Origin of the sequence: Paenibacillus sp. 37 (assembly GCF_008386395.1) — a bacterium.
GTDB classification, from domain to species: Bacteria; Bacillota; Bacilli; order Paenibacillales; family Paenibacillaceae; genus Paenibacillus; species Paenibacillus amylolyticus_B.
The window spans coordinates 6894027-6908563 of sequence record NZ_CP043761.1 but is presented as its reverse complement, the minus strand read 5'-3'; the positions used below and the strand labels follow the sequence as shown (position 1 = coordinate 6908563).

The 14537-nt window shown below is 48.5% G+C and carries 6 protein-coding genes; 3 read left to right on the top strand and 3 right to left on the bottom strand.

The annotated features are described in order from the left end of the window. Positions 1-269 precede the first annotated feature (269 nt). Positions 270-7352 (top strand): InlB B-repeat-containing protein, encoded by a 7083-nt coding sequence (locus tag F0220_RS29600; RefSeq protein ID WP_105600529.1) that lies wholly within the window; start codon positions 270-272, stop codon positions 7350-7352. A 174-nt stretch (positions 7353-7526) separates the two neighbouring features. Here F0220_RS29600 and F0220_RS29595 read toward each other — a convergent pair whose 3' ends face one another. Then, positions 7527-9395, bottom strand: a complete 1869-nt coding sequence (locus F0220_RS29595; RefSeq protein WP_105600528.1) for an AbfB domain-containing protein — start codon at positions 9393-9395, stop codon at positions 7527-7529. A 247-nt stretch (positions 9396-9642) separates the two neighbouring features. Between F0220_RS29595 and F0220_RS29590 the strand changes: the two genes are divergently transcribed. Beyond that, positions 9643-11055, top strand: coding sequence for a DKNYY domain-containing protein (locus tag F0220_RS29590; protein ID WP_105600526.1), 1413 nt, complete (start codon positions 9643-9645; stop codon positions 11053-11055). A 79-nt stretch (positions 11056-11134) separates the two neighbouring features. Here the strand turns inward: F0220_RS29590 and F0220_RS29585 are convergent, their stop codons facing one another. Together F0220_RS29585 and F0220_RS29580 are read right to left on the bottom strand one after the other, a co-directional pair. Next, positions 11135-12580 (bottom strand): DEAD/DEAH box helicase, encoded by a 1446-nt coding sequence (locus F0220_RS29585; protein WP_105600524.1) that lies wholly within the window; start codon positions 12578-12580, stop codon positions 11135-11137. Between the two features lie 223 nt (positions 12581-12803). Beyond that, complete coding sequence (locus tag F0220_RS29580; protein WP_105600523.1) at positions 12804-13160, bottom strand: hypothetical protein; 357 nt, start codon at positions 13158-13160, stop codon at positions 12804-12806. 430 nt (positions 13161-13590) lie between these two features. On the opposite strand from F0220_RS29580, the gene F0220_RS29575 reads away from it, so the two are divergent. Continuing rightward, positions 13591-14529 (top strand): macrolide 2'-phosphotransferase, encoded by a 939-nt coding sequence (locus tag F0220_RS29575; protein WP_105600521.1) that lies wholly within the window; start codon positions 13591-13593, stop codon positions 14527-14529. Positions 14530-14537 lie beyond the last annotated feature (8 nt).

Below are 14537 nucleotides of genomic sequence, written 5' to 3'. Positions count from 1 at the left end.
TCAGAAAGGTCGGTGAACGAATTCAATCTGTAAATTTGGCATTATCGTACCGTGCTGAACGCCGCAGCTAGGACAACGCCATTTCTGTATGTTAATTTTTTTCCTCGCTTGATCTCCACGTGCCGAGCGAACTGACTCGCAGGAGACCAATGATCCCGATCTGGGTCAGTGGTTTCCGCTATTAGTCTGGCTTTGGTGATTAGCTTGGTTAGAAACCAATTTTGGATAGTTTTTTTAGTTTGATCTATACATAGAAGGGATGAATACAAGTGAAGAAAGTAATACAGGGATGGAAGGTGAGCCGGCAGATCCTGATGTGGATGCTGGTGATCAGCTTAATAGTTTCTGCCGTGCCCCTATTACCAGCGCAATCGGCAGTAGCGGCTGAACTGCCGATGCAGAAGACAAAAGTAACCACATCCACTGGATTCCAGGATGTGAGTCCCACCGACTGGTTCTATGATGCAGTCGTCCATGTGCAGGAGAAGGGCATATTCAGCGGAACGAACGCGAGTAGCTTCTCTCCTAAGGGGACAATGACACGTGCCATGTATGTAACGGCACTTGGACGGATGGCCGGAGTCGATGCGGGGGCGTACTCCACATCGAGCTTTGCTGATGTACAGGCGGGCAGCTGGTATGCGCCATATGTCGAATGGGCGGTTAAGAAGGGAATTACCGATGGCACGGGGGATCGGAAATATTCGCCGGATGCTACCGTATCTCGGGAGCAAATGGCGACGATGACGTTGCGGTATTTCGAAAGCGAACAGATCCCTTATCAGACCGAGAATCTGGTCACGACAGAGCCGGGCGATCTCGGGGATGTATCACCTTGGGCGGCTGAAGCGGTCATCAAGCTGTGGCAAGCCGGTGTGTTCACCGGGGATGAAAAGGGGAACTTCAATCCGCGTGCGCAAGCGACTCGCGCGGAAGCAGCGGTTCTCTTCATGCGCAACAACGCGGTTGTAGAGGCGTGGAAAAATCAGAATCAAACGCCGGTTACACCTACTCCCACACCGACATCAACTCAACCGACCCAACCGGGAACTCCAACAGTGAACCCAACGCCGACACCAGGCGGTAATAATGGTGGTGGAACGCCTGGAGACAACGGAGGCGGTAACACCGGTGAGGCTACATACACACTCATTTTCGAGAGCAACGGAGGTACGCCAGTTGACGCGCAGAAAGTGCGGAAAGGCCAAGCGCTAAATAACCTGCCGGCTCCAACAAAAGAAGGATATATATTTCAAGGGTGGTTTGCGGATAGTGACCTTTCACTCATCTTCGCAAGTGGCACTACCTTGACTGCGGATACGAAGTTGTATGCGAAGTATACGGATAGCATAGATAATGCCGTACAGAGCACACCAAGCTATTCGGTGCTGGATGTGGCACCAGACTTCACGATCGCGGTACACGATGCATCAGGTAACCTGACAGTATCCGAGGTTCAAGCGGGCATGACGTTCACAGACACGGCGAACCCCGACTTTGCTGGAGTTACCGTCACTGGTGGGAACGGTGCTTTCACGGTAGCGTCCGCAGCTGAAGACGGAAAATTCGTTGAAGGCAATACGTATCAACTTACGTTGACGGATGACAGTTTATCCTTCCAAGGCCAAGATGCGACAACGAGTATTTATGTTTTTAGTGTCGCTAAGCAAGAGGTTCTGGACATTCCGCTGAACCCTAACATGATCTACCTTCCATTTACGGATGTCACGGATATGATATTGAATGGCGAAGCTGTGGGTTCACCAGCGATTTCGGTAGTTTCCACGACGGTGGGCGGTAGCGAAAATGCGCTTGCCGAGGCGAACGCGAGCAGTGGAACGTTCGTGTATTCCGGCAGCACCGTGATTCAAGTCGGCAATACAGTCGCCATATATCAAGGGGTTCGCCCTGATCTGCGTACATTAGCAACAACGGGTGAAGACGATGGCGATGTTGCCTATGTCCAGATCACAGAGGTAGACGGAATCACCTATACCTATGACCATGCAGATACCAATCAAGTGTTGCTCAAGCCGGATGTTCTGCCGGTGAGTGTGGAAGCAGACACAGATGGAAATCCGAATAACAAATCCATCACAGTTGAGCATATCCAAATGAATTACAGCGACAGCCTATATGAGCCTTTCGGCTTGGATGAGTTAACCACGGTGGATGTGGGTGACTTTATCGGTTTTTATGAGGGCATCTTTGCTGAAGAAGGTTCTCGAATTGTCAGTTATGGACGTATCACTTCGATTACGCCTATAGCAGAGATGGACATCATCGAATATACTGATGCCACGATTGAAGATATTGAGAATGTCTTCAACATCTATCAGAAGCAAGCCATTAACGGCGACGATCTGTTGTCGGAAGAACAGATTGCACAGCTCGAAGAGCAAATTGAGCAGCAAGCGAGGGACAGCGGATTCGTCAATGAAGCCGCGGATTATCTGTCTGACATCGCCATGGAGACGAAGGAAATTCAGGAGATCAAGGCTCAGTCTTCCCTGGCGTCCGGTAAAGGGAGCCGGGTAAGTGTGGAGAATCTGACCGTTGTTGCTTCACTCGGCACGAGGCTGAAGAATATTGACGGCCGAACCTCAGGCGTAAGCGCTACATTACAAGTGGGTGCCGATATTGTTGTCAATATCAATGAAGACAGCGATCTTGTTATCCATATGACGGGTACATTCGTTCAGGAGATGAGCTTGGATCTCGGTATTAATGGGGATATGCAAGGGCATTGGCTGAAAAAGTGGGGAATTCCTTACTGGTACAGCATTGATGATTATGTAATTACGGCGAATCTGGATGCTTATAGCTATACCGGGATGAACATCACGGCAGAGATAGCTCTCGTTGAACACGATAAGTTAAATGATGCACTGAATGACTGGGTGGGCGAGAAGAACGCTGGCAGGTTGGGAAAGGTTCAGGACATTGCGACACAGATTAAAGCGGTAATGGCGGGCGTGCAGGATACTGCCGTAGATGCCGAATCGTTGAAGGAAAAGTATCAAGAGATGTTGGAGCAAGACACGGAATGGGTTCCGTTAATCAAGAAGGAGCTCTTTGAAAAGAGCGTACGCGTGGCTTTAGGTATTGTGGAAGTCAAATTTGAAGCGGAGTTTGTGGTCAGCGCCCAGGTGAACCTGACGGTGGGGGCAGATTTCTACTATAAGATGGCCAAGCGCTACTCGGTTAGCTTGCGCGTATTGAGTTTCAGTGGTTCGAGCAATACGGTCAGCTTGCCGGGAGACGGAGATTACCAATTTACCTTCTATGTGATGGGGACGATCGGTTTACGAGCTGGTATTCATATGGAGGTCAAAGCGGGGATTGGAAGCGTCAAGTTGAATAGTATCGGGCTTGCTGTAGAACCCGGTGTGTATGTGAATCTCTGGGGCTACTTCTACTATCAATTGAAAAATATTAGCGGGGTGGAGAGTACGAAGTCTCTAGGCGCTCTGTTCGTTGAGATTGGCATCTATTTGGAGGTCGAACTCGGCGCTCAATTAGGAGATGGCGCGCTTTCCGGCGGCGTAGAGCTAGTCGATGAAGAGTGGCCACTGTATACGATTGGAGAAGAACAGAACGTCTACGACTTCGCCTATCCACAGGATAAGTCGCTCAAAGTGAACATGGCGGGTTCTGCGTCATCCATCGTTGTACCGGAGTTGTGGGTCACAATGAATACCTTTGATTTGAAGACAGGCGCTACGGATACACGGGCTTATGATCGCTCGAATTTCGATATTCAGGTGGACAATCCGAACTTCAAGTATGACGCAGTGAACGGTATGATTGAAGTGGTGGACAAGAAGATTCAGGTGAGTGAGGGCAATCTGGTTATCACCTGGAAGGGGTCGCCGGGGTCGTTCACGTCCGATCCACTCAAGCGTACGATTCATTTAAGCTGGCTTGCCAGAGTGGGTGACTACAACCTTCAGCTAGATCCGCAGAACGGCGGAGTGACCCAGGTAGTGGCGGCTCCGTATAACGCGCCAATCAGCGTGGTCACCCCGGTATATCCAGGATACACCTTTGACGGCTGGTATACGGCCGCTTCCGGCGGCACGAAGATCACGATTCCGAGCCGAATGGCTGCGGAGGATCGGAAACTGTACGCGCACTGGATTGCGAATAAGAATACGCCGTATACCGTTGAGTATTATGTGCTAGACCCGAACAGCAGGATACAGGCTCCGCCTGTGGATACGGAAAAGAGGACTGGAACAACGGACACGGAGATTCGAATCAGCTCCGACAGGTTTAAGGAGCAAGGCTATGCGACCGGAACGGTAAGCGGCGTATTAATCAAGGGCGACGGCTCGACAGTCGTAAGAGTTAATTACTATCCGGAGAATCGAAAGATGACTTTCGCTGGGGGTTATGCTGGTGCGCCCCAAATCTCGCTAACAGAAGCCGTTGGCAAGAACATCGCTACTCGTATACCTGTACCGACAAGGCAGGGATATACGTTTGCCGGTTGGTCGCCAGAAGTTCCAAGTACGATGCCGATTGAGGATACTACGTATACAGCGAAGTGGATGGGGAGAGAGGGTACGCCTTATCAGGTCGTGTACTTGCTGCAAAATATCGGAAGTGACACCTATACGGTTGCAGATACGGAATCGTATCGTGGAGTTACGGGTACCGAGGCGAGTTTGGCGGACGTCAAGCCGAGATCCTATGATGGCTTCGTGCGGGACGACAGCATTTCGGTACTGACGGATCTAATCACGAGCAACGGTAAAACGACGCTGAAGGTATATTATAAGCGTGATGTATACCAAATGACGGTTGATTATAATGGTTCTGGAGCAGCAAATAAAACGGATAATGTTCCTTTCGGAGCAACGATGCTGTTGCGTCTGGGCACTCCGACATGGCAGGGATATAGCTTTACGGGTTGGTCGCCAACACCTCCGACCACGATGCCTGCCGAGGATGTCCAGTTTACCGCACAGTGGGCAATTAACGACTACACCGTAAATTTCGACAGTAACGGTGGGTCCGAAGAAGTGCCGGCTCAGACTGTAGGGTTTGGCGCTACGATTAGTACGCCGACTGAACCGACGAAAGATGGTTATGTATTCGGCGGCTGGTATCGTGATAACACGTTGACGAATGCTTACGACTTCGCTGCTGCGGTGACGGCGGATCTCACACTGTATGCGAAGTGGCTGATCCCTTACACGATAAGCTTCGAGAGTAATGAAGGGTCGGTAGTAGATGCCCAAACAGTGAATGAAGGCGTCAAGGCTATGGCTCCTGCCCCTCCGACGAAAGACGGCTATGTGTTTAGCGGCTGGTACAGCGATAGCGAGCTAATGAACGCCTACGATTTCACGGCTATGGTGGTAACGGGAGACCTCACGTTGTACGCGAAGTGGACGGTTTATGTACCGAATACTTATACCGTAACTTTCGAGAGTAATGGCGGATCGGTAGTCACAGAACAGAGTGTGAATGAAGGTGCCGTGGCTACTGCTCCTGGCGCTCCGATGCTGGAAGGGTATACGTTCGATGGCTGGTATAGCGATAGCGAATTGATGATACCTTATGGTTTCACGGAAGGTGTAACGGCGAATGTAATGCTGTACGCGAAGTGGACGAAGAATAGCTACACAGTGAGCTTCAGCAGTAACAATGGATCATCGGTGAGTAATCAGTCTGTGAGTGAAGGTGAAATGGCAACGATTCCTGAAGCACCGACACGTGCAGGGCATGTATTTGAAGGCTGGTATAGTGATGCTGGTCTGAATGAATCTTACGGCTTCACGACACCTGTGATGAATAACCTCACATTGTACGCGAAGTGGACGGCTATATATACGGTCACCTTCAACAGTAACGGCGGATCACTGGTGGCTGACCAGAATATGCAAACCGGCGGTAATGCTACGGAGCCTGCCGTACCGACAAGGGATGGTTACACGTTCAACGGTTGGTACAGCGACGCCGGACTGAATGAAGCCTACAGCTTCACGACATCGGTGACGGGTAACCTCACGCTGTACGCGAAGTGGACATTTAACAGCCGCACGGTGGACTTTGACAGTAACGGTGGGGCAGCAGTAGGTAGTCAGACGGTGGTTACTGGCAACCAAGCTGTGGCACCTGCTGCGCCGAAGTGGGCAGGATATCGATTTGAAGGTTGGTACAGCGATCGTGATCTGGAGAGCGTCTACGACTTCGGTACGCCGGTGACGGCAGACATCACGCTTTTCGCGAAGTGGACGATGACATCTTGGCTGCAGGTGGGTGACGAGCTGGAATTGAATAGCAAGTCCAATATCGTCTTCGACAGTCAAGGGATGCCTTACATGGCTTATATAAAGGACAATTACGAAGTATTTGTAATGCAATATAAGGGAGGCAAGTGGCAGTCCTTCGGCAATCAAAGCGATCTTGAAAAAGCGGGAGGATTGGGGAGCTCAGCTATATCGCTTGGAATAGACAGTAAGGACAAGCTTTATGTTGCTTATAAGAATAGCTCAGGTAAAGTAAGCTTTAAGAATTATAATGATGAACATAAGTGGTGGAGAGCAGTATCTACTGTCTCTGACTTCAGTTGGAATGATGGTAAGACGAGCAGAAAAGTGGATACAGTTCAAGACAGCTTCTTCATTACCTTTGATAAGGATGATAATCCTTTTCTGATGTTTAGAGGTGCTTTGGTCGGTAATGCTGCGGAACCGTCAATGCTCATGTCATGGAGGTATTATAGCGATAGGGGACGGATACAAGAAGCGAGAATACAGGCATTCGCAGGTCTAAGAGCCTTCCTCGCACCATTACCAAACAACGGCATGTATTTATTTGCTCCATTCAGGTCATCTAGTACCCCTGTGGCAACAGGATATAGTCTGGCAGATGGGTCATGGAAACAATTAGATCCTAAATTATATCCATATCAAATAACTCCGAATATGGATGCTGCATCCGCGCTTGATCCATCTGGCGTACCTTATATGATCTATCTCAGCAGTTCCAATGGTGTTGAAATGTGGAAATATCCGCACTCCACTCCATCAGAAGATACAGCATGGGAAAAGGTGAGCACTCCCGGATTCTCGGTGGGTTCATCTCAAGAAGTAAGCATGGATATGGCCTTTGACAGCCAAGGCACGCCTTACGTTGCATATCGAGATGCTGCAGATGGCAACAGGGTGACTGTGATGAAATATGAGAATATGGACTGGAGACCCGTAGGATCTGCCGGGTTCTCCACTGGTGATGTTCTTCAGCTAGACATCACCATAGACAGCACCGATAACATCTATGTGAGTTATAAGGAACAAGGTAAAATGAACATGATGAAGTTTGATCCTAATTTCAAATAACCTTGATAGATCAGACTGGCAGAAGAGCCTACTCCCATCGGAGTAGGCTTTTTTTGAATATATTCCATAATTCACTGTAATTCATGCAGCGTTTGTGTCTCCGGCACGTTATGCACCCGCATTGCTTCGCACAACCCACCAAACCTGGCTAATCCTCATCTCCAATTATTTTGCTTAGAAATTGGTTCGCCCAAACGTGGCATCACTCTTCACTGTCGAGTTGCTGGATGCGTTGATGGCATCGAGCTGTAACACGTAATCATAATGCCGGATGTAATATCCGGGCTGACTGTACGATTGAAGGGATACTTTGGTGCTGTCAGCCCAACCAGGACTGCTTAGGAACGTAGCATCTCCCTTATATGCGGAGGTGTCGGCATAAGCTTCAAGTACAATTTTATTGCTGGTGTTGCGCTTCAGGAAGTAGCCCGGGAAGTTGATGGACTCCAGTGATATTCCCATGGAGCTGGCAAGACCCGGCACGACGCGGAACTGTGAATCCAGAACAGGTGAGACGTTGGCATCCACGCGAGCAGTGTAGTTGGCATGACGGATGTATCGATCCGGAACGTTGTGTGAACTGAACCGGCTGTAACCTGTGGCTTCCGGTGTTGCAGGACCCAACATTTTGACCTCGTGCAGGGTTGGGGTGTACCAGTTACCCGGATTATTCCACAAGACCGCGTTTACCATATTGATCCGTACATAACGAGCTGTGAAATGCACAGCATCCGTCGTATAGCCATAGGTCAGATTGTTGGTGCGATCCAAGGTAGAGTAATTGACACCATCGTTGCTAATCTCGATTTTGTATTTGTAGTATCCTTCGGAACCTTTATACATAAACCAGGAGGTGTCGATCTCCGTGATCGTCTTTGGTGCGCCAAAGTCCACCTGCCACCAGGCAGGCCAGCTATTGGAGGAAGCGACCCATGAAGTCTGGTAGTTGCCATCATTGACATTGGATGCGGACGAGCTGGAGGCTGTAGAGCTGGCGGTAGTTGTTTTGCCTTGGGCATGATTGACGAGAGCAGGCGGTGTTACCGCACCTGTTGCTGCATCGATGTTCCACGTTGTATACCACTCCAGTGATGCTGTTCCGTTGGAATCATTCAAGGTTAGCGGCAGCCAAATATGCTTGTGCTCTCCGAGATTCATCGGATTCCAGCGATCTCCCATGTAGATGTAGGATGTGGTGTTGCTGCCTGTAATCGTGGCAATATCATGAATCTGCGAACCAAAGGCAGATGGATTACCATATGGCGTAAGCGCAGTCCATGGACCCGTCATGGAAGTTGCTGTAGCATAAGCACCCTGATTCGGATACCAGCCAGCGGCTTGGGAGGTGAAGAGGTAGTAACGGTTTCCTTTTTTCACAACAGCAGGCGCTTCACGATAAGCATTCTCGAACAGCCAACCCTCGAAGGATTGTATTCCGGTGTAACTTGCATTCATTTTGAAAACAGCCATTGTATCATTGGCGCCGCCATTCTTGCGTGAAGCCGTAACCAGATAACCCGTGCCATCGGTATCAACAAAGACGGTCATGTCACGGGATTCATAATTCAGCGGTCGGAAGCTGCCCTCATAGGTGAATTTTCCATTCGGGGTATTACTTGTTGCGACCGCTACACGCCCAAGGTTGTAGTCCGTTCCATTCTCATAGTGTGCCCAGAGCACATACTGGTTGGTGTAGGCGTTATAGATGACTTTGGGGCGCTCAATCTTGCTGGAAGCCAGCTCGGTTGCGGAATCTTTCGTCAGAATGGCATTGCTGAAAGTCCAGTTCTTCAGATCGGTCGAGGTGTAGACGTTCACACTGTCGAACTTGCCGCCCACCGCATGTTCACCGTACAGATAATACGTCGAGCCTACCTGCAGTATGTTGCCGCTGTTCGCATGGATGGGATTGCCCGCGGTGTCGAGCCAATCGGTGCCATTGGTGATCGTGACACTTGCAGCGCTTGTTCGTTCAGGATGAAGTCCAAACAGGGTGAACGTGAGTGCAAAGACCAGTAACCAGACCGCTTTTCTGTTACCCATGACATACACCTCCCGTAAGATATGTAACTAAAATATAATGTTTTCATTTATATTTTAGTTGGACTAGACTCTTTTTCAAGTGAACAATCCATCCATTGCTGAACATATCTTCATCTCTTCGGGGTTGAGCGGTGAGAGCGGAGGAAATGTTCCTAAATGTCATGTACGATGATGTAGAGAGGATCAGGTGCACACGTTAAAATAAGGCTAGACTCATTTTTACAACATAATTGGAGGGGGAACCGTCATGGACAAATTTATTGTAGATGAAGACCTTCAAGTGATATTGCAAAATGAAGAAGATGGAACCAGTACTCCCATTAAGGGAGGCATTACCGCACTGGATTTTGAAGTTATCTCGACTTATCCAAAAGGGTGGCTGACGTTCGCCTATCTGCGTGATCATCAGGGAATATGGTGGTCCAATGCTCGTAAGAACAAGGCAAGTTTATTCAGCCAGGATACGGAAGCTTTCCGTGTAATCGATGAAGATTACTGTTGTGATTCTCAATATGTCTATCTGGAAGATCAGGCTGTGCCTGACTCCGATCCGCCCAGCTTTCGGCTGCTGCCGGATACACCCTACTTCGCTCGGGACCAACGTTATTTATATGTGAAGAGCAGCACGCATTTTCATCTATTTGAGGATATCGATACGAATGCTGTGATTGCTCATCACGATTATTGTACTGACAAGGACCACTTATTCCATCTGTCCAGCTCTCTTCGTTATGCAAATGGGGAAAAGGATGAGGTGAGAGCATGGCTGCAAGAACATCAACCCGACGTATCTGGCTGGTGGAGTGATCATTATGCCCACAGTGCAGAAGGCGCTACGCAGATCACAGGCAATTGGTATGAGACTGCGTCGTCCATTTTTTATAAAACCGAATGGGGCGGTACGGCTCATCGGGAGGCGAAGGAAGTGTACAATCTCGTTCGGGATGTGAATAGGTCTACCTTTGAACCGCTAGATGAGCAGTTTGCACGGGACCGGGAACGTGTTTATTTTCAGTGGCGCACTATAAAAGGAGCAGACCCGGATACGTTTAAACCGCTAGGCGGACCGTTCGGTCGTGATGACAAACATGTGTATTACAACGGTTACCGTGTCGACGAGGCAGATGCTCGGCAATTTGTAGCGTTTGCTAGGACGGAGCATCTTGGACTTTCCAAGGATCAACAACATGTGTATCGTGCCGAGGTTGTTCGGACAAGTCAGCCTTTCGGTCAACCGGACGATGTGCTTCAGATGATCAAGGGGGCAGATGCAGCAACGTTTGAGTTAATAACACCTTCCGGTAGTTGGGCGGTGGATGCCAAGCGTGTGTATCTATGGGGGAAACCGAACAAAAATATCGATCGAGCCACCTTTACACATCTATTCGATGCTGATCCCCAGAGTTGGGCAATGGACCAGAATAGTCTATATAATGCCAATGGCAAACGCACGGTAAAGGGTGTGAACGGCAGTACATTTGTCATGCTGAATGAATATTGGGGCAAAGATGACCGTGTGGTGTTCAGCTTTGTGACGGGAAGTGTATATAAGTCGGGGGACGCAGCGACGTTTCAAGTTACGGATGATACAGGGGGCGCGGAGGATGCGTTATTTCGGTATACGGTGGAAGGGGGTACAGTGCGGAAAAAGAAGAGGTAATGAAAACAGGGATGGTAGACTTAGAAAAGAGTCCACTATCCCTGTTTAAATTTCTATTTATTTGACCGTGTTTACCAAACTATTTATGACCTTTACGAACCTTGAGCTGCATCTTTTTGATCGTTATATTCTGCATAAGCTCCAGCACGAGTGGGCCTTTGCCATTCAGGATCTCCACATCCGTTACATTGTCCTGAATGGTAATGATCCCGATGTCGTCAGCCGTAACGCCTTCAAGCTTGGCGATGGTACCTACAAAGTCAACAGCACGAAGTTTCTTCTTCTTGCCTCCGTTGAAGTTCAACTTCATGATCTGCTGATTCAACTGTTCACGCTTGTCCTTTTTGCGTTCAGGAACGATCTTCAATCGTTTCTCAAAATCTTCTCTGCGGCGATCTACAGCTTCCTCGGAAGGAGCTTTCACAATAGGGATTTCGAAACCGATATAGGATTCAATCTCCGCAAGACGTCTGCCATCTTTCGGTGTAATCAACGTAATGGCTTTACCTGTTTTGCCTGCGCGACCCGTACGGCCGGTGCGGTGAACATATCCCTCTTTTTCCAAAGGAATATCGTAGTTGATGACATGAGTAATATTGGTGATATCAATACCACGTGCGGCTACATCCGTTGCGATCAAATAACGGAATTGTCCCCGTCTGAAGGCGTTCATGACTTCGATCCGCTCATCCTGCTCCATGCCACCATGGATACGGTCTGCTGGATAGTCAAGGTCAGCCATGACCCGGAACAGTTTATCTACATTCTCCTGCGTACGGCAGAACACGATGCAGCTATCCGGATTTTCCACAATGAACAAGTCCTGAAGCAGCGCGGTTTTGTTCACTTCTGGCACATGAATTACAGCGTGTTCAATAGTGGCTGTTGTCAGTCCACTTGCTTTGATCTCGATTTCCACCGGCTTGTTCATGTATTTGCGTGATAGCTTGGCTACATCTTCAGGGAACGTAGCGGAGAACAACATCGTTACTCGCTCCTGCGGCAACTTCTGAATAATCGCTTGTACCGTCTCGATGAAGCCCATATTTAACATCTCATCGGCCTCGTCAATGACAAGGTAAGCAATCCGTTCGAGTGGCAGCGTGCCGCGTTCGATATGATCCAGTACCCGACCTGGCGTACCTACAGCGACATGTGTTCTTTGTTTTAACTCGGCTTTTTGGATATGAAAAGGGGACTGTCCGTATAGTGCGGTTGCTTTAATACGCTTAAAGCGGCCGATATTTGTAATATCTTCGTTAACCTGCAAAGCCAGTTCCCGGGTTGGTGTAAGAATCAAAGCCTGTGGCTTATTTTCATTCCAATCCACCAGCTCGCAAAGCGGAATGCCGTAGGCGGCTGTTTTACCGCTACCTGTCTGTGATTTGACCACAAGATCCTGGTTCTCTAGTGCTACCGGAATAACTTTCGTTTGAACCTCGGTTGGTGTCTCGTAGCCCAGACTGTCTAGTGCTTTTACGATCTCTTCACCTAGTCCATAATCTTTAAATTGTTGCTCGCTCATCGTTTACCTCTTTTGCGTTAGTTTTTGTACAATTATTGCACCGTACATTTATCGTATACCTCTTCATTATACTCTATATGCAGGCAGGCTAACGGAGTAAATGCATCAAGTGGTTAAAATGTTTTTATCAACTCCGATATGAGGAGGAACCGCCTGTTGCTGTGCGTAGGTGTATCATAACGTTCCACGTGAAACGAAATGTATCGGTGAATATTGCTGTGTGTTAATGAATGACCATTTTTACAGCCTGGGTTTGGGGAGGGTAAGATTGAGCGATTATTCCACCAATCCATACTTCTGCACTTCGACCAACGAGTGTCTCATCCAAAGAGACGGTGACAGTCTGTCCTTCGATGATGAGTTCGGCGTTCTTGCTGAGCGAAATCCAAATCGGTCCTGATTCAACACCTCCATCTTCTTTATTCTCTATGAGTACCTGACCTCTTTCTTCCTCAAAATCCGTAATCATTCCTCGCACATGTGGCTTCTCTTTCACTTGTTCTACGGACTTCTCTGTGCATCCAAGAGTTAACAAGAGCATGATGACTGGTAATAAGGATAACTTTCGTACAATGGACATTGGGGTGCTCACCTCTCATTCTTTTTAATTACATCTACAAACTATGGACGTTACCTGAGACGCCCAAGTTCCTGTATATCAATAAAAAGAACCAAAAAAATTCCATTCAGTCTGGAACTGGGATTTGGAATATGTTAGCATATGGGTAACTTATTGAACGGAGGGATACGTGTGCTAAATTTTTCCCGATTGAGATAATATGGCGAGATGTTTGTTTATGCTTGCTGTTTTCTGCCTGTGTGCAGCTCATCGGGATTGGTTTGCCATGTTACACGTATGCCGCTAGTCGTGAAAGAATCATTCTGTGAGGTGGTTCTTTGATGTACTACTATTTTTTGTGAGCATTCAGGTATGCCAACTTCCGAGATGAATTGCACAGGCGAACATGTCTGTGTTTTTTAGTTTATCCAGGAAAAGGGGAGTACCTGATATGACAAAAGCGAACATGAATGAGCATTTGGCAATTCGAAAGGAATTATTATCTTTAGCAAATCAGAATGGACTCCTTATCGTTGAGGAATCCTTGGAGATCAACGAGTCGGGTATGGACTTTCGTGTAGCATTCGCCACGGATGAAGAAGGCCGAAGATGGGTTCTGCGCCAGCCGCGACGCAAAGATGTCTGGGAGCGAGCCGAGAATGAGAGAAAGGTGCTGAATGTGGTCCGAGGAAATATACATGCACAGGTACCAGATTGGCGGATCTGCACGCCAGGGTTGATCGCTTATCCTTTACTTGAGGGTGATCCGATCGCAGTTGTGGATCCCGCAGGGGGAGGGTATGTATGGAGATTCCCTCAGGAGAGCTTATCGGATACATTCCTGGATTCACTGGCTACGACTCTCGCCACGCTGCATAACATCGATCCCGACAAGGCGAAGAAAGGTGGAGTGCGGACCAAGACACCTATGGAAGCTCGCAAAGAATTTGCAGCCAATATAGAAGAGGTTAAGCAGAATTTTACGGTGCCAACCGAGTTGGTTGAACGCTGGACGGTATGGCTTTCTATAAGTAGCTATTGGCCTCAGCACTCGGCGTTCATCCATGGTGATCTGCATCCACCACATATAATTGTCGATGATGCCCAGCGAGTAACTGGACTTATTGATTGGACGGAAGCTGAGATTGCAGATCCGGGTAAGGACTTCGTCATTTACTATGCACTCTTTCAGGAGGAAGGACTGCGTGAACTGTTGAGACGTTATGAGAAGGCAGGGGGAAGAACATGGCCCCGGATGATGGAGCATATTCGAGAGCAGTGGGCAGCCTATCCTGCAATTGTTGCCAAGTTTGCACTGATTACAGGAAAGGAGTCGGACATGGAGATGGCGAGAGGCATGCTTGCGAACTGGGATGTAAAGAGAGGTTGAGTATTGAA